Source organism: Bradyrhizobium sp. (genome assembly GCF_019244115.1).
Taxonomy (GTDB): domain Bacteria; phylum Pseudomonadota; class Alphaproteobacteria; order Rhizobiales; family Xanthobacteraceae; genus Bradyrhizobium.
Genome location: NZ_JAFATE010000651.1, coordinates 1 through 17,144, shown reverse-complemented (window position 1 = coordinate 17,144; position 17,144 = coordinate 1). Strand labels below are relative to the sequence as shown.

Below are 17,144 nucleotides of genomic sequence, written 5' to 3'. Positions count from 1 at the left end.
TCGCGATCACGGGCGCGCCCTTGATCGCCGCGCGCATCATGGTTGGCACGTCGACATAGCCGAAATCGGCGGTTTTGGCGGCGACGGCCTGCGTGGTCGCCGCCGAGCCGCGGCCTTCCTGGATTTCGAGGTCGATGTTTTCAGCAGCGTAGATACCCTTGGCCTTGCCATAATAGAACGGCGCGTGCTCGCCATAGACGTACCAGTTCAGCATCAGCACGACCTTGTCCGCGGCCGCCGCGGGCGCGACATTCAACGCTGCCCAGGCCAGCATGGCTAGCACCGCACTCATCCATCGCGTCATCATCGTCCTCCCGTTTGTTCTGCTGTTATTGTCGCTACGAGGCAAAGATGATCTCCTCGCGCTGGCTGACGTGCCAGGGCAGCACGAGCCGCTCGATGCGGTCGACGAGCCAGAACAGGACGACGCCGAGCAGCGCCAGGATGACGAGCGCGGCGAACATGGTCGGCAGGTCGAAGGTACCGATCGAGCGCTGCATCACATAGCCGATCCCGGAATTGGAGCCGACGAACTCGCCGACCACGGCGCCGACGACCGCAAGCGTCACCGACACTTTCAGGCCGGAAAAGATCGCCGGCAGCGCATGCGGCAGATTGACGGCGCGAAACACCTGGAAGCGGCTGCCCTGCATGGCGCGCGCGAGATCGACCATGTCGGGATCGACCGACTTGAAGCCCTGCACGGCGGAGACCACCACGGGGAAGAAGCCGAGCAGAAAGGCCGAGATCACTTTTGGAACAATGCCAAACCCGAACCAGACCACGAACAGCGGCGCGATGGCGATTTTCGGCACCGACTGTGAGAACACCAGCAGCGGATAGACGTAGCTCTCGACCGTCTTCGAGCCCGCGATCAGCATGGCGACGGGAACTCCGAACAGTGCCGACAGTACGAAGCCGCAGACCGTCGCATAGGTCGTGGGCCAGGCCTGTCGCAGCAATTCCGGCCAGTCGGAAAGCAGCACGGCCACGACGTCGCCGGGCGCCGGAATCTGATAGGCCGGAATATGGAACAGCCGGATCGAAAGATCCCAGGCGACCACGATGACGATCAGGAACAGAAACGGCCTGACCCACGCGGCATTCAGCGCCTTCGTCACGGCATTTTGGCCCCTCGCCTCGGCCACGTCACGCTCCCTCATCGACTTATCGTTGTGCGGCGAAATTAACTCGTTGGATAAATACTGTCCAGCGGGTTTCGTGCGGCAAAATTGCTTCGTCGATGTCGTCCCCCCGAAAGCGGGACCCATACCGCGGAAGCTCTTGGGTAAAAACACGGGGTCAGTACCAGGCGCGAAACTATGGCCGGTGGTTATGGGTCCCCGCTTTCGCGGGGACGACAGCGGAGTGCGCGTTACGCAATGTGCGTCGCAGTTGCGAGCGGTTCCAGCACGGGCTGCCGGTCGAACACCGCGAACGACTTGCCGGTCAGCGCCGCCAGCACGAGGCGAACCATGTGGTCGAGGCGCTCGTCCTTGGCCCTTTTTGCGAGCAGGTCACGGCCGAAGATCACGCTCAAGGTGGCGCTGTTCGACAGATAGAAGAAGCTGAGCGCCGCGATCGAGATGTAGAGCTGGACGGGATCGACGGCGACCTGGAAGTCGCCGCTCGCGACGCCGCGCCTGACCACGGCCCCGATCAGTTCGACGAACGGCGAGTGCAGCGATTTCACCTTGGTGGATCGCTTCAAATGGCGCGCGCGCGCCAGATTCTCGGTGTGGAGCAGCGCCAGAAATTCCGGATTGCGCAGAAAATAGTTCCAGGTGAAATCGATCAAACGCGCGATCGCCTTGGGCGGATCGAGATGCTCGAGGTCGAGGCCGCGCTCTTCAGCCCGGATCTTCTCATAGGCGGCTTCGAGCACCGTCAGATAGAGATCGTCCTTGTTGCCGACATGGTAGTACAGCATGCGCTTGTTGGCGCCTGCCTTGACCGCGATGCGGTCGACCCGCGCCCCGGCCAGGCCATGGGTGGCGAACTCCTGTTTGGCAGCCTCCAGGATGCGCAGCCGCATGCCCTCGGGATCGCGCTGCCATTTCTGATTTCGCTTCGCCTTGTTCGGTACTGCCTTGGCCAAGGTGCTCGTCCGCAGATCGCCAGAGCGTTCGATGTAGCACGCACGCGCCCGGTTGAGAAACGCGATGTCCATCGCAGACTTCGAAACGGCAGATCAGTCCGGCTGCGGCGGGGTGCGTTCCAGCAGCAGCGAGTGAATGCGGCAGGTGCCGTCACGCAGGCTCGCCACGCGCGTACCCGGCTTGCGGCCGGCGCGGATCTCGGAGACATCGAGCCCGGCCGCCATGAGCCGCGCGCGTGCCGCCTCGATGTCGACGACCCGCCAGCTCAGCCCCCACAACTTGTCGTGTCGGCGGTCGGCGCCCGCGACCGGCCGGTGCACGATCTCCACGATGAGGTCGCCGCAGCGAAAAAACATCAGCCGGCCCCAGTCCTGGTGCGAACGGTCGAGCGCCATGTCGAGGCCGAGCCGCGCGCCGTAGAGTGCGGCAGCCTGCTCGGGATCCTCAGTCGACACCACGACATGATCGAGTCCCAGTACAGGCGCGGCCGTCGTCACCGCCGAGCGCGGCCGTTCGCTTTCCAGTTCGAGAAAAAACATCCGCACGCCCCGCGTCAGCTCGGTTGCTGCACGCGTGCGTTTCCAGTGCAGGACAGCGCCGGAGACGGAATCCTGGCTCTCGACCTCGACGACCGGATCCGGTTTCAGCGCGACCCTTTCCAGCCTGCGATGCATTTTGGCGACGTCCGAGGTCGCAAAGCAGATGCTGGCGAGCCCCTCGCCCCAGATCTTGATGACATTGCGGATGCGATCTGCAGCCACGCTGAAGCCGGTGGGCGCCATCAGTTCCAGCGTCATGTTGTCGAGCGTGAACAGCACGCGATCGGCGCCCTCGCCCGAATTCTGCCAGGACGGCGCCCGACCGAGCAGCCGCTCATAGGCGGTAGCGCCGGCCTTGATGTCCTCGAGCAGGACGACAATGTGATCGAGACCGGTGATCATGGGCATGACCTGCATGCGATGGGACTTGCAAGATCGGTTGCCTGCACGCTAAACGGCCTCGCGGCAGCGTCAAAATCAAGACCGATATTGACGGTCATCGATCGCTCCCCCTGCGGGTCGGAACCACCGGCTCCGGCGGGGTGTTGTGGTCGTTCCGGAGCGTCACCTAGCGTTTTGGTGGTAGTCCGACGCCAGGCCGATCTCAAGCGGGCAGACCACGGATTTGCGAATAATTTCAGCGCGTCATATACGACTGAACCGCGCTATGGTGCGTTGCCGCCGGGACCACCCCAACGATCCATGACGGATATTCTATGCAGGCCCTCTTCATCGGACAGACCTATATCGACGTTACCTTCATCACCGACCATCTGCCGACCGGTGACGAAAAACACGTGGCCGAAGCCTATGCGGTTTCCTTCGGCGGCAACGCGGTCACAGCCGCGTTCTGCTGCGCCAAGCTCGGCATCGTGCCCGACCTGATCGCGACCATGGCCAATGACTGGCTGGGGCGGATGTTCACGGACATGAGCGCCAAATATGGCATCTCGATCCATCCGCGGAAGGTCAACGCGTCTTCGCTGTCGTTCATCATGCCGAAGGATGGCAAGCGGGCGATCGTGCGCTGCCGCGACGACAAGCACATCCATCCCTTCCCGCTGCTCAATCTCGGCAACTGCCGCGCCCTTCACATCGACGGCCACCAGCCGGATGCAGCGATGCACTATGCCAAGCTGTGCCGCGAGGCCGGAATTTTGACCTCGCTCGACGGCGGCGGCCTGCGCAGCAATACCCATGAGCTGTTGGAATACATCGACGTTGCCATCGTCGCCGAGCGCCTCTGTGAGCAGATGAACCTGACGCCAACAAAGATGCTCGATTATCTGAAAGGCCGGGGCTGCCGGGTCGGCGGCATCACCATGGGCGAGAAGGGCCTGTTCTGGTATGACGAGACCGGAACGGTCCAATCGCTTCCCGCGCTGCCGATCCCGCGCGAGCGCGTGATCGACACCAATGGCGCAGGCGATGTGTTTCACGGCGCCTATGTCTATTCCTATCTTGCAAATCCCGCCAACGGCTGGCGCGAGCATTTTGACTTCGCGCGCGCAGCCTCGAGCTACAAGATCCAGCGCCTCGGCAATGAGGCCGGACTGCCGACCCTTGCCGACATCGAGACGGTGAGGCAGGAATTCGAGATGCGGGTTTAGTCCGCGAAAAAAAGATTGGGCAGCTTGATGGGGCGTGTCGTCGTTGCCGGCAGCATCAATATGGACGTGGTGGCGCTCGCCGAGCGCCACCCGCGCGTCGGCGAGACCGTCGCCGGCACGTCCATAAAATATTTCCCCGGCGGCAAGGGCGCTAACCAGGCCGTCGCGGCGGCAAAGCTTGGCGCGCAGACGCTGCTGATCGGGCGGCTCGGCAGCGATGCCTTCGGCAGGGAGCTGAGAGCGTTTCTGGTGAGCCAGAGCGTGGACGTGAGCTCGGTGACGGAGACTGCCGATGCCCATAGTGGCACGGCGATCATCACGCTGGCCGATGCCGACAACACCATCGTCGTCATACCCGGCGCCAACGGGCTGCTCAGTACCGACGATGTTGCGGGGCCCGCGCTGAGCAAGGGCGATGTCGCGGTCAGCCAATTCGAAATCCCGCTTCCCGCAATCGCCGCCTTCTTTGCGCGGGCCCGCGCCGCCGGCGCGACAACGATCCTCAACCCGGCGCCGATGCGTGCCTTCGACCTCGCGCTGCATGATCTGATCGATATTCTGGTGCTCAACGAGACCGAGCTCGGCCTGCTGGCAAAGACAGAATTGCACGAGGCCGACGAGCCCGCGCGGTTTGCGGACGCTGCCCAATCGGTGCTGAGGCGATCGGACCAGATCGTTTGCGTGACGCTCGGCAAGCGCGGCGCGCTGGCCCTGATCGACGGCGCGCCACTGCTCGTGCCGGCTCGCGCCGTCAAGGCCGTCGATACCACGGGCGCCGGCGATTGCTTTGTCGGCGCGCTGGCCACGCAGGTTGCGCAAGGCACGCCGCTGCGCGAAGCGCTCGGCTTTGCCAATATCGCCGCTTCGATCTGCGTGCAGCGGATGGGCGCGGCGCCCTCGATGCCGACCAGGGCAGAAGTTGCCGCGCTTCTTTGCTAGATGAGTTTCGGGCAAACATGAGCCGCATCGGAGTGCGCTCCCTCTCCCCGCTTGCGGGGACAGGCAACCGAAACGCGCGGCCGAAACCAAGTCGTCAACTCAACACGCGCTTCAACCCAGCGCCTTCTTCAAATCGAAGCTCGGGTCTGCCGCCTGCTCCGGAGTGATCGAACCGCCCGCAGCAAACAGCCTGCGGCCGAACATGTGCTCGCCGGCGCGGTTGACCGATTCGATGCCGACGAGCTGCTCACCCCGGTAGCAGAACGCCGAAAAGGCCTTTCGCGAGGGATCGCCGCGCAGCACCACCCGGTCATAGCCGGTGGTGAGCCCCGCAATCTGCAACTTGTCGTCGCCCTGGTCGCTCCAGAACCAGGGATGACCGTCATAGGGCTTGTCGTCGCCCGCGAGCCGCGCCGCCACGCAGCGCGCGTGGTCGGTCGCATTCTGCACCGACTCCAGCCGCAGCGAGCCGCCGAAGCGCGGGCTCGCAAACAATGCGCAATCGCCGATCGCCGAGATGTGCGGATCCGCGGTCAAAAGACGCTCGCTCACGATGATGCCGGAGGCGACCGGCAGCCCGGCATTGGCGGCGAGCTCGACATTGGGCAGGACGCCGACACCAACCACGACCAGATCGGCGGGAATGTGCCGGCCGTCGCTGAGGCTGATGCCGGTGACTTTGTCACCATCAGCTTCGATCGCGGTCGCCTGCACACCGAGATGGATGCGGACGCCGGCAGCGGCATGGCGCGCCTGAAAATACTCTGACACCTCCGCGGTGACCGCACGCGCCATCACCCGGCCCGCCAGCTCGAGCACATCGACCTCAAGCCCCTTGATCCGCGCGGTCGCGGCGAACTCGAGGCCGATGAAGCCTGCCCCGATTACCACCACGCGCGTCTTCGAGCCGAGACGGCTGCGCAGATCCTCGCTATCGTCGAGGATACGCAGATACCGCACGTCGGGCAGGTTGGCGTTTGGGAGGTCGATCAGCCGGTTCCGGGCGCCAGTCGCCAGCACCAGGTGGCCGTAGTCGAGTTGATCGCCGGAGGCGAGCTTCAACTTGCGCCCGGCGCGGTCGATCGTGACGGCACGGCCGGCGACCAGCTCGATCGTCTGGTCGTGGAAAAACTTTCCCGGGCGGAACATCAGCGTGTCGGGGCCGCCGGTTCCCTTCAGATAGGCCTTGGAAAGCGGCGGCCGCTGGTAGGGCAGATGGCCCTCGTCGTTGACCAGGTAAACGGGTGAGGCAAAACCGAGCTGACGCAGCGAGGCGGCGACCTGAAAGCCCGCGTGTCCCGCGCCTACGATTACAACCGGCCCTTGCATCATGGCGACAGCCGCCCTGCCGGCGCACAGGAATGACCCATGTCGTCTTTTCTCCGCTGATTTCGGCTTGCGACCGGGCAGCGCGGCGCTCGTGGCCGCGTCCTGAACGATCAAGCTGCCATTCTGGCCCTATCGGTTGCGCCGGCGCAAGGGCGCGATCCCCATAAAGATGGACCCTCGGCATCTTGCAAAGTTGCCAGAAGATGTCACCTGTTACCTTCGATTTATTTGCACGACTCCTTTTTGCCGGGATTGGCAATGTCGACGTCAGCACCTCGCCACTCGCATCCCGATGATCCGGCGCTGCTTCGGGTCGAAGGTGCGATTGCCACGATCACCCTCAATCGCCCAACGGCCTTCAATTCCATCAATCTCGCGATCGCCAAAAAGCTCGAACAGCTCGGCGCCGAAGTCGAGGCGTCCGACGAGATCAAGGTGCTGGTCATCGAAGGCGCGGGGCGCGCCTTCTGTGCCGGCGGCGATCTGCAGACGATCGGCGCGGCCGCGGACACGATCGCGCCCGTCGTCGGCGAACTGCTGAAGCACTATCATGCCTTCATCGCGACATTGCGGCGGATGCCGAAGATCGTGCTGTCGAGCGTGCACGGCCAGGCCGCAGGAGCCGGCCTATCGCTTGCCTTCGTCGCCGATCTCTGTATCGCCGCCGATGATGTCCGTTTCACGCCGGCCTACGCAAAGCTCGGCGTCTCGCCTGACGGCGGCGGCACGGTCGGCGTCGCGGCAGCCGTCGGCGTGCGGCGCGCGCTCCAGATCTATCTCGCCGAAGACAGTTTTACGGCGCAGCAGGCCTATGACTGGGGCCTGGTCGCAAGACTCGCTCCGGCTGCGGAGTTGAAGGCCGCGACACGCGAGCTCGCGCTGCGCCTGGCACAACAGGCGCCGGCGGGCCTGGCGACGACCAAGGCGCTGATCCACCGTGCGCCGGTCACACCGATCGAGCAGCAGCTCGATGCGGAACGCGATGCCATCATCGACTGCATGCACACCGACGAGTTTCGCGCGGCCGTGAAGAAGTTCACCAGCAAGGCGAAAACGTGAACGCCACAGCCACACCATCGCGCGCATTCCTGTTTGCCCGCCATGGCGCCACGGACTGGAATCGCGATGGCCGCTTCCAGGGCCGCACCGACAATCCCATTAATGACGAGGGTATCGCACAGGCCTTTGCGATTGCGCGGCGGCTGCGCCGCATGCACGTCGACCAGATCGTGACCAGCCCGCTGCTGCGCGCGGTGAAGACCGCGGAGATCATCGCCGCGGCGTCGGCGACGCCGGTCGCCGCCGACGATGACCTCATCGCGTTCAACTACGGCAACCTCGAAGGGCAGGGGGTCACGGAAACGATGCGCGCGCACGGGCTCAAGACCGTGCAAGACCTCGTCTCCATCCTGCCGCCCGAAAGCGAGCCGTGGGCATCGGTTTGCGAACGCGTGCTGCGATGTGTCTGCAGGCGGGTGGCCGACTGCCCGCAAGGCACCGTGCTGTTCGTCTCCCATGACCTCATGATGCAGGCACTGTCGACGAAACTGTGCGGCAGGTGGTTCACCAACCGCTATGGAACACCATACCGTTTTGCTCCGACAGACGCGGGCTGGGTCGTGGATGAGATCTACTAGTTCAGTATTCGCCCGATTGAACTCGCGGTGAAGTGATGCGGGCTCCCCGGCCTCCGGCTCGCCCCATTTTCGCCGATTGCTGCGTCGCGACTGAGAAGGTCTGCGTTGTTCTCTCGAACGTGAGGCCGTTGCCGTGACCGAGACGAGCGGTGTCACCGATGGTGTTGGAGTGCAGCCCCAGGGCATTCGATCGAGCCGCGCGCAACACTGTCTTACCGTGCGGCAGCCAGTGTTACCGCGCAGCTTTGCCATCGCTGCGACGGCCAATTGCGACACAGATCTGTGCGTCCGCTTCGAATGCCGCCACACTCTGACTTGTCGTCCGGCTGCACAAGAGCGCTATCAGCCTCATCGCGACCAAACTGCTACCAAAGTGCTCATTCATTGTACGCTCGTCGCGCCGCGCGAGGCACGGATCCTTTGCCAAGCGCGACGCTATCATCGAGCGTATAAAGAAGAGTCCGAATTGCAGTGAATGTTTACCAACAAGAGGAAGTCGTGAACCTCGGAAGCGCGCCGTCACGGACTTTTTTCTGTCTGCGTCATGGCGCCACGGATTGGAATCGCGAAGGCCGCTTCCAGGGCCGGACCGACAATCCCATCAACGACGAGGGCATCGCCCAGGCTTTTACGGTCGCGCGGCGGCTGCAGAGGCTTCGCTTCGACCAGATCGTCACCAGTCCGCTGCAGCGTGCGCTCAAGACCGCCGAGATCATTGCGGCGGCTTCGGCGACGCCCGTCGCCGTCGATCACGATCTCGTCGAGTTCGATTACGGCAGCCTGGAGGGACAGGTGATCGCCGATGCCATGCGCGCGCACAATCTCAAGTCGGCCGAGGACCTGAGCTCCATCATGCCGCCGGATAGCGAGCCGTGGCCGCATCTCACCGAACGCACGCTGCGCTGTGTCGGCAACTGGCTCGACGCACGTCCTGGGGCCACCATCCTGTTCGTTTGCCATTTCGTGGTGATGCAGGCGCTGTCGACGGCGCTGTGCGGCAAGTGGTTTCATAACCGCCATGGAACGCCGTTTCGTTTCGCACCGACGGAGACCGGATGGGTCGTCGATGAAGTCCATTAGCGGCCAGCGCACGGCAGCGATGACATCCACGCGCAAGGGGAAGGGCGTGCGCAACGGAGGCGACGGCATCGACATTCCCCTCCACAATGGGCGAACGAAAAGGGGTGGGCCGTCGAGGAGATCTGACGCTTACGAGACGCATGCAGGCTCAGTTCGGGCAGATATAGCCCGTTCCCGCCGGCGATTTGAAGCAGCCGACCGATTCCGGAATGACGTGCTTGGGCAGCCACAGCACGACGCTCGGGAAGAAGATCGTGAACGTGATGGTGAAGAAGAACACGACATAGATCGGCAACGCGGCACGCAGCGCGCTGGCAAAACTGATGCCGACGAATTTCGACGCCATCAGCAGCACGAGGCCGTAAGGCGGCGTGATCAGGCCAAACGCCAGCGTCGCGATCAGCACCACGCCCATATGGACGCCGTTGATGTCACCGGCCTGGGTCAGCGCGTTCACCAGCGGCATGAAGATGATGATGGTCGGCACCGGCTCGATGAAATCGCCGACCACGGTGAACAACAGCACCATCAGCAGCATGATCAGCCGCGGGTCGTTGCCGGCGATCCCAGTGATGAAATCGGCGATGTAGATCGCGCCGCGCAAATAGGCAAGCATCCAGCCGAACGCATTCGCGGCTCCAATGGTGATGAGCGGCAGCGAGAAGATCAGGCCGGCAAGGCAGAAGTCGAAGGGGATCTTCCTCAGGTGTCCGCGATTGAGCGCGGGGATCACTACGATGATGATCCAGGCCACGGCGACAACGCCGGCCTCGGTCGGCGTGAACCAGCCGGTCAAAATGCCGCCGAGCAGGATCACCGGGATCATCAGCGGCAGCGCGGCATCCGCGGTCGCCAGCGCAACCTGGCGCAGCGGCGCACGCGGCTTGCGCAATCCCGATGGGCCGAAGAAATAGCAATAGATCATCAGCCCGAAGCCGATCATGAAGCCCGGCACGACGCCGGCCATGAACAGCCCCGCGATCGACACGTTGCCGACCGCGCCATAGACCACGGCGGTGATGCTCGGGGGCACCAGCGCGGCGATGGTCGAGGCCGAGGCGATGATCGCCGCGATGAAGGCGGGCTTGTAGCCCTCCCGCCGCATCGGTCCGCCGAGCGCGCGGCTCATCACAGCGACATCGGCCGTGGTCGACCCCGACATCTCCGAGAAAAACATGCTGAACACGACGACGACCTGCGACAACCCGCCCCTGATATGGCCGACCAGCGACACCGAGAGATTGGCGATCCGCACCACCACGTTGGCCGAGCTCATGAGTTCGCCGACCAGGAGGAAGAACGGGATCGCCAGGAGCGCCTCGGAATCGACGCCGTCAAAGATCTTCTGGACGATCGCCGCGAGTGAGACGTCGGCGAGCGTGGCGCCGACGAAGACGCCGGCCAGCAGCGAGAATGGCACGGGCACGCCGAGATAGCCGAAGAACAGGAAGCAGAACGACATCAGCGCCAGGACGAGGGGTGCGCTCACGGCCGCACCTCCGGCGCGATGGCCGTGTCGAGCGGCGGAATTGGCGTGTCGTCTTCACGCGGCTCTGGATGCTCGAAGCCGTTGCGCAGGCCGTTGACGAGCTGCTCGACCGTGAACAGCGCGATCAGGATCCCGGAGAGCGGGATGATCGCATACAGCGAGGCGATCGGCGTGCCCGACGGCAGCCGAAAGCTGCCAAATCCCCTCAGATAGTTCTGATAGCCATACCAGATCAGGCAGAAGGCCACGCCGAGCACGACGATGCGGATCGCAATTTCGACGATCATTCGCGCAGTGCCATGCATCGCTTCCGCAATCGCGGTCAGATAGAGATGATCGTTGCGCCGCGTCGCGACCGCCGCGCCGATGAAGATCGCGTAGATGAACAGCGTAGACGTGACCTCCTGCAGCCACAGCCAGGGATGACCAATGGTGCGGGTGACGATGTCGGCGGTCACCGACAGCGAGAAGCCGAAGCACAGGGCGCCGCACAGGATCATCAGCACGAGTTCGAGGCGGTCGAGCGCGCGCCATTTCAGATGACGCTGCCGCTGCAGGACGAGTTTGTCGGCAATGGCCATCTTCCAGGAGCTCCGTCACCACATTGCTCTCCGTCATGGCCGGGCTTGTCCCGGCCATCCACGTCTCAAATCCATCTTGAGAAAAGACGTGGATGCCCGGGTCAAGCCCGGGCATGACGACCGTTTTACTAATTGATCGCGCGGATCAGGGTCTTGATCTTCTCGGCGTGCGGCCCGAGGTCGTGGGCCAGCTTGTCGAGATACGGATCGGCAATTGCCTGGAAGCCGGGCTTGTCGACGTCGGGCACGATCTTCACCCCCATCTTCTCGAGCTTGCCGGCAGCCACATGCTCGAGCTCGAAACCGCGCCTCGGCTCCTGCAGGCTGACCTCGCGCCCAGCCGCCGTCACCCACTGCTTCTGCTCGGCCGACAGACTCTGCCAGAGCTTGTCGCTGATCCAGACGATCGCGTTATTGGCCTCGTGCTCGGTCTTCGACAGGATTGGCGCGACCTCATAATGCCGGTTGATGAGATAGACGTTCATCCCGTTCTCGGCAAAATCGACCACCCCGGTCTGCAGTGACGTGTAGACGCTGCCGAACGGCATGTGCACGGTCTGCGCACCATAGGCCGGGAACATGGTGTCTTCGGTCGCGGTCGCCTGGACGCGCACCTTGTAGCCTCTGACGTCGTCGACCTTGTGCACCTCCTTCTTGCCATACATGTAGCGAAATCCCTGGGTGGCCAGCCCGATCGCGTGGATGCCCGGTGCGGTGTCGTCGATCATGTCATGGATCGCGGCAAAAACCTTCTCATCGGCCAGCGCAGTGATGATGTGGTCCTCGTTGCGAAACAAAAAGTGCAGCGACATCACGCCGGCTTGCGGCGAGATCGTCGAGGTGTTGGCGGAGGAGACCACCGCGAACTCGATATCGCCCGATTTCACCAACTGCAGGATCTGCGGTTCCTGCCCGAGCTGGGCGCCGGGATATTGATCGACCAGCATGGTGCCCTTGGAGAGCTCCTTGAGCTTGGCCGAGAAGATGTCATAAGCGACGCTGTAGCCGGAATTGAGCTGCTGATCGTGCGCGAAGCGATAATGTTTTGTTTCCTGGGCGCTGGCCGCGCTGGCGAGCGTGATCGCCACTGCTGTGGCCGCGCCTAAAGACATCCTCAGGCCTCTCATGGAGTCCCTCCCCTTTTTCTTTCATCATCCCATCGCCGTCGGCAAATTGTCAATTGAACGTGGGACGGGGGATTTGTGACAAACGCTCCAATGTCGTCCCGACGCTAGTTGATTGCGCGAATCAGGTTCTTGATCTTTTCCGCATGCGGGCCGAGGTCGTGCGCGAGCTTGTCGAGCAGCGGATCGGCCACCGCGACGAAGCCGGATTTGTCGACGTCGGTGACGACCTTCACGCCGATCGATTTCAGCTTGTCCTGCGACTGGTGCTCGAGCTCCATCGCTTTCGCCGGCTGCTTGCTGTTGACCTCGTCGGCCGCCGCCTGCACCCAGCCCTGCTGTTCCGGCGTCAGACTGTTCCACAGCTTGTCGGAGATCCAGACCAGCGAATTGTTGGCCTCGTGCTCGGTCATCGACAGCACCGGCGCCACTTCATAATGCTTGTTGGCGAGATAGACGTTGACGCCGTTCTCGGCGACGTCAACGACGCCGGTCTGCAGCGAGGTGTACACGCTGCCGAACGGCATGTGCACGATCTGGGCGCCATAGGCCGGGAAGGTGGTGTCCTCGGTCGGTGTCGCCTGCACGCGGACCTTCAGCCCCTTCACATCCGCAATGTTTTTGATCTCGCGCTTGGAATACATGCTGCGCAGGCCGAGGGTAGCGAGCCCGATGACGCGAGCGCCCTGCACGGTCTCCGAAATCATCGTCTTCACGGCCTTCGAAACTTCCGGATCGGCGATCGCCTTGATCAGATGCGCCTCGTTCCGGAACAGGAAATGCAACGACATCACGCCGGCCTGCGGCGAGAGCGTCGCAGCATTGGCGGATGAGGAGATGCAGAACTCGACGTCGCCGGCCTTGACGAGCTGCAGCACCTGCGGCTCCTGGCCGAGCTGGGCGCCGGGATACTGGTCGATCAGCATCGTGCCCTTTGAGAGCTCCTTCAGTTTGTCGGCAAAAATATCGCCGAGCACGCCGTAGCCGGTCGTCTTGGGCTGATCATAGGCGAAGCGATAATGCTTCACCTCCTGGGCACCGGCGGCCGTGCCGGCGAGAATGGCGAATGCGGCGAGGCCCGCGGCGAAAACCCTGTTCAAGCTCAGCATCGTCCTCCCCCTGTGATTGCCTTTTCTTTGATCATCCCATCGGCCTTGGCGGGATGTCAATCAGAGGGCGAGAACGCAGGTGCGAGATGGACGGCACTCCCCCGCTCGACATAGACAGCTGTCATCATCCGTGGAAGCGGATGATCCAGTACGCCGCGGCCCATCGGCTCAAGCACTGCCGTCTCTGGAATACTGGATGCCCGCTTTCGCGGGCATGACAATGGAATGTCTTGGCGAGCCCCTACCCCTTCCCGTCGCGGCGCATGAAGTCGAAATCGCAACCTTCATCGGCCTGCAAAATGGTCGCGTTGAAGAGATGCGCGTAGCCGCGGCCCGCCCATTTCGGCGTGCCCCGCGGCTGCAGCGCCGCACGCCGCTTGTCGAGCTCCGCAGCATCGACCAAAAGCTCGATCCGGCGGGCGGCGACGTCGAGCCGGATCATGTCGCCATTCCTCACCAGTGCCAGTGGCCCGCCCGCCGCCGATTCCGGCGTGATGTGCAGCACGATGGTGCCGAACGCGGTGCCGCTCATCCGCGCGTCGGAAATGCGCACCATGTCCTTGACGCCGGCACGCGCAAGCTGCTTCGGGATCGGCAGATAACCGGCCTCCGGCATGCCAGGGGCGCCCTTCGGCCCGGCATTGCGCAGCACCAGGACATCGTCAGCCGTCACCTCGAGCGCGGGATCGTCGACACGCGCCGTCATGTCCTCGACCGATTCGAACACGACCGCGCGGCCGGTGTGCTGCAATAATTTGGGACTCGCCGCCGATTGCTTGATGACCGCCCCGCGCGGCGCGAGATTGCCATGTAGCACGGCGAGCCCGCCCTCGGCCTTGATCGGCTTGTCTCTCGCACGGATTGCGTCCTGGCCCGGCACCTCCTCGGCCCTGGCGACGATCTCGCGCAGGGTTTCGCCCGAAATGGTGCGGGCGTCGAGATCGATCAGCTCGCCGAGCTCTGCCATCAGCTTGGGAACACCACCGGCATGATGGAAATGTTCCATGTAATGTTCGCCCGACGGTTTCAGGTCAACCAGGACTGGCACCTCGCGGCCGAGTCGGTCGAACGCATCGAGATCGATGCGGTGCGGCGAGCGGCCGGCGATCGCGGTCAGATGGATCAGGCCGTTGGTCGAGCCGCCGATCGCCTGCAACACGGTTTGCGCGTTGCGGAACGCTGACGGCGTCAGTATCTCGCTGGGCCGCGGTCCCCTCGCCTTGGCCATGGCGGCGGCAACCCGGCCGCTGGCCTCCGCCGACCGAAACCGCTCTGCATGCGGCGCCGGGATCGTGGCGCTCATCGGCAGCGACAGCCCCAGTGCTTCCGTGATGCAGGCCATCGTGGAGGCCGTGCCCATCACCATGCAGGTGCCGACCGAGGGTGCGAGGCGTCCGTTGACCGCCTCGATCTCGGCATCGTCGATCTCGCCGGCGCGATATTTTGCCCACAGCCTGCGGCAGTCGGTGCAGGCGCCCAGCACCTCGCCCTTGTGATGGCCGACCACCATCGGTCCGACCGGAATGACCACCGTCGGCAGGTCGGCGGAGACCGCGGCCATGATCTGCGCCGGCAGCGTCTTGTCGCAGCCGCCGATCACGATGACCGCGTCCATTGGCTGGGCGCGGATCATCTCCTCGGTTTCCATCGCCATCAGATTGCGCAGATACATCGAGGTCGGATAGGCAAAGCTCTCGGCAATCGAAATGGTCGGAAACACGAAGGGCATAGCGCCCGACAGCATCACGCCGCGCTTGGCCGCCTCGATGATGTCAGGGACATTGCCGTGGCAGGGATTGTAGTCGCTGAACGTGTTGGTGATCCCGACGATCGGGCGGTCCAACGCATCGTCGGAATAGCCCATCGCCTTGATGAAGGCCTTGCGCAGGAACAGCGAAAATCCGGCGTCGCCATAGCTCGTCAGTCCCTTGCGCAATCCGTCGGTCATTGCGGCCTCTTTGCTTCGCACAGTCGTTCCGGGCGACGCGAAGCGTCGAACCCGGAACCTCGAGATTCCGGGTTCGCCTCTTCGAGGCGCCCCGGAATGACATCCGTTTAACTCCAGTCGATGATCCGGCTCTTGTCGCCGTCGAACTCCATGCTGCAGAACGCGCCGCCCTGGTAGAAGTCGCCGACAGGATCCAGCTTGAGCTTTGCCTGCTCGGCCATGGCGTGCTCGCGGAAATCCTCGGCGCGCCCGGTGGGGCGATAGCCGAAATCGTAGGCGCGGTGATTGTCCCACCAGGTGCGCTCGTTATACGACGCGCCATAAAGGATTTCGAAATGGATGTCCGGGTGGTCGAGCCCGATGCGGCAGAGCTGCACCAGATCTTCCGGCTTGAGCCACATCGCAAGGCGGCGGTGATCGAGCGGCTTTTCGCCAAAGTTGCCGATCCGGATGCAGGTCACCTTCAAGCCGTGCTTGTCGGCATAGAGAGCGCCAAGAGCCTCGCCAAACACCTTGCTCACGCCATAGCGGCTGTCCGGCCGCGGCGTGACGTCGGTGCCGATGCGATGATGGCGCGGGTAGAAGCCGACCGCGTGGTTCGACGAGGCGAACACGATGCGCTTGACGCCCTTCTTCCGCGCCGCCTCGAACAGGTTGTAGCCGCCGATGATGTTGGCCTGGAGAATGGGGTCCCACGCACCTTCGACCGAATAGCCACCGAAGTGCAAAATGCCGTCGACGCCCTCGCAGATCGCCTCGACCTGTGCGAGGTCGGCGAGATCGGCCGCCTTGAATGTCTCGTTGTTGCCAAGATCGGCCGGCGCCTTGAGATCGCTGAGCATGAGATCGGGATAGATCGGCGGCAGCAGCTTGCGCAGGCTCGTTCCGATCCCCCCGGCGGCGCCGGTCATCAATATTCGTGGCATTTCGTCCCTCTTCTAAAGACCCGCAGGTTTGCGGTCGGTCGGAGGGAGTGATAGCAGACTAACCGGCGCGGAAAAACCAACGAGAACAGCAAATGTCCGATGCGAATTCCCACGACCATAGTCACTCACAAGGCTGGCGACCGGCGACCTACTACCCCGATCCCGCAATCCACGTCCTCGATGTCAGCTTCGAAAAATACTGGCTGAAGCTCTCCTGCGTGGAACGGCTCACCACCGGCCTGCGCTGGGCCGAGGGCCCGGTCTGGTTCGGCGACGGGCGCTATCTCTTGTGCAGCGACATTCCGAACCAGCGCATCATCAAATGGGAGGAGGAAACCGGCGCGGTCTCGATCTTCCGAAAACCGTCCAATTTCGCCAATGGCAACACCCGCGACCGCCAGGGTCGGCTCGTTACCTGCGAGCATGGCGGCCGCCGCGTGACGCGCACCGAATATGACGGCTCCATCACCGTGCTGATGGATTCCTTCGACGGCAAGCGGCTCAATTCGCCGAACGACGTCGTGGTGAAATCGGACGGTTCGATCTGGTTCACCGATCCGGAATTCGGCCTGCTCGGCAACTACGAGGGCTACAAGGCCGAACCCGAGATCGCGATGAACGTCTATCGTCTCGACGGGACCACCCGCGAGGCGACCATCGTCGCCGACGGCATTTTGGGGCCGAATGGGCTCGCCTTCTCGCCGGACGAAAAAATCCTCTACATCGTCGAATCG

At 63.4% G+C, this 17,144-nt stretch carries 17 protein-coding genes; 6 read left to right on the top strand and 11 right to left on the bottom strand.

The genetic code is table 11. From position 1 onward, the window contains the following. The 4 genes from JOZ76_RS28455 to JOZ76_RS28440 form a co-directional block, all read right to left on the bottom strand. Nucleotides 1-304 (bottom strand): ABC transporter substrate-binding protein (locus tag JOZ76_RS28455; protein ID WP_291704351.1); only part of this gene is annotated, 304 nt, incomplete at its 3' end. A gap of 34 nt (nucleotides 305-338) precedes the next feature. After that, nucleotides 339-1,148: an ABC transporter permease gene (locus JOZ76_RS28450; RefSeq protein WP_291704358.1), complete on the bottom strand. Its 810-nt coding sequence runs from the start codon at nucleotides 1,146-1,148 to the stop codon at nucleotides 339-341. A 227-nt stretch (nucleotides 1,149-1,375) separates the two neighbouring features. Beyond that, nucleotides 1,376-2,035 (bottom strand): TetR/AcrR family transcriptional regulator, encoded by a 660-nt coding sequence (locus JOZ76_RS28445; RefSeq protein ID WP_366938638.1) that lies wholly within the window; start codon nucleotides 2,033-2,035, stop codon nucleotides 1,376-1,378. Between the two features lie 156 nt (nucleotides 2,036-2,191). After that, a complete protein-coding gene (locus JOZ76_RS28440; RefSeq protein WP_291704357.1) occupies nucleotides 2,192-3,040 on the bottom strand; it encodes a VOC family protein in 849 nt (282 codons plus the stop codon). Between the two features lie 314 nt (nucleotides 3,041-3,354). Here JOZ76_RS28440 and JOZ76_RS28435 point away from each other — a divergent pair, with 314 nt between their 5' ends. Then, nucleotides 3,355-4,248, top strand: coding sequence for a sugar kinase (locus tag JOZ76_RS28435; protein WP_291704347.1), 894 nt, complete (start codon nucleotides 3,355-3,357; stop codon nucleotides 4,246-4,248). 27 nt (nucleotides 4,249-4,275) lie between these two features. Continuing rightward, a complete protein-coding gene (locus tag JOZ76_RS28430; RefSeq protein WP_291704355.1) occupies nucleotides 4,276-5,187 on the top strand; it encodes a ribokinase in 912 nt (303 codons plus the stop codon). A gap of 111 nt (nucleotides 5,188-5,298) precedes the next feature. On the opposite strand, the gene JOZ76_RS28425 is transcribed toward JOZ76_RS28430, so the two are convergent. Beyond that, nucleotides 5,299-6,519 carry an NAD(P)/FAD-dependent oxidoreductase gene (locus JOZ76_RS28425; RefSeq protein WP_291704346.1) on the bottom strand — a complete coding sequence of 407 codons (1,221 nt, stop codon included), beginning with the start codon at nucleotides 6,517-6,519 and terminating at the stop codon, nucleotides 5,299-5,301. Between the two features lie 255 nt (nucleotides 6,520-6,774). Between JOZ76_RS28425 and JOZ76_RS28420 the strand changes: the two genes are divergently transcribed. From JOZ76_RS28420 to JOZ76_RS28410, 3 genes are all read left to right on the top strand, one after another. Next, a complete protein-coding gene (locus JOZ76_RS28420) occupies nucleotides 6,775-7,575 on the top strand; it encodes an enoyl-CoA hydratase/isomerase family protein (protein ID WP_291704344.1) in 801 nt (266 codons plus the stop codon). Then, entirely contained in the window at nucleotides 7,572-8,153 is a 582-nt protein-coding gene (locus JOZ76_RS28415) for a histidine phosphatase family protein (protein ID WP_291704342.1), read from the top strand. Before JOZ76_RS28420 ends, JOZ76_RS28415 begins: the two co-directional genes overlap by 4 nt. 498 nt (nucleotides 8,154-8,651) lie before the next feature. Next, a complete protein-coding gene (locus tag JOZ76_RS28410; RefSeq protein WP_291704340.1) occupies nucleotides 8,652-9,233 on the top strand; it encodes a histidine phosphatase family protein in 582 nt (193 codons plus the stop codon). Nucleotides 9,234-9,381: 148 nt separating this feature from the next. On the opposite strand, the gene JOZ76_RS28405 is transcribed toward JOZ76_RS28410, so the two are convergent. The 6 genes from JOZ76_RS28405 to JOZ76_RS28380 all read right to left on the bottom strand — a co-directional run bounded on the left by JOZ76_RS28405 (nucleotide 9,382) and on the right by JOZ76_RS28380 (nucleotide 16,410). Further along, the gene (locus tag JOZ76_RS28405) at nucleotides 9,382-10,722 is read right to left on the bottom strand and encodes a TRAP transporter large permease (protein WP_291704338.1); all 1,341 of its coding nucleotides are present in this window, start codon (nucleotides 10,720-10,722) and stop codon (nucleotides 9,382-9,384) included. Beyond that, the gene (locus JOZ76_RS28400) at nucleotides 10,719-11,303 is read right to left on the bottom strand and encodes a TRAP transporter small permease (protein ID WP_291704337.1); all 585 of its coding nucleotides are present in this window, start codon (nucleotides 11,301-11,303) and stop codon (nucleotides 10,719-10,721) included. Before JOZ76_RS28400 ends, JOZ76_RS28405 begins: the two co-directional genes overlap by 4 nt. Before the next feature lie 128 nt (nucleotides 11,304-11,431). Further along, the gene (locus JOZ76_RS28395) at nucleotides 11,432-12,430 is read right to left on the bottom strand and encodes a TRAP transporter substrate-binding protein (protein WP_441300117.1); all 999 of its coding nucleotides are present in this window, start codon (nucleotides 12,428-12,430) and stop codon (nucleotides 11,432-11,434) included. 104 nt (nucleotides 12,431-12,534) lie between these two features. Next, complete coding sequence (locus JOZ76_RS28390; protein WP_291704335.1) at nucleotides 12,535-13,536, bottom strand: TRAP transporter substrate-binding protein; 1,002 nt, start codon at nucleotides 13,534-13,536, stop codon at nucleotides 12,535-12,537. A gap of 241 nt (nucleotides 13,537-13,777) precedes the next feature. Further along, on the bottom strand, nucleotides 13,778-15,484 hold the full coding sequence (locus JOZ76_RS28385) for an IlvD/Edd family dehydratase (protein ID WP_291704333.1): 1,707 nt from the start codon (nucleotides 15,482-15,484) through the stop codon (nucleotides 13,778-13,780). Between the two features lie 107 nt (nucleotides 15,485-15,591). Beyond that, nucleotides 15,592-16,410 (bottom strand): NAD-dependent epimerase/dehydratase family protein, encoded by an 819-nt coding sequence (locus JOZ76_RS28380; protein WP_291704331.1) that lies wholly within the window; start codon nucleotides 16,408-16,410, stop codon nucleotides 15,592-15,594. 92 nt (nucleotides 16,411-16,502) lie between these two features. Here JOZ76_RS28380 and JOZ76_RS28375 point away from each other — a divergent pair. After that, a partial coding sequence (locus JOZ76_RS28375) for an SMP-30/gluconolactonase/LRE family protein (protein WP_291704329.1) occupies nucleotides 16,503-17,144 on the top strand: 642 nt, incomplete at its 3' end.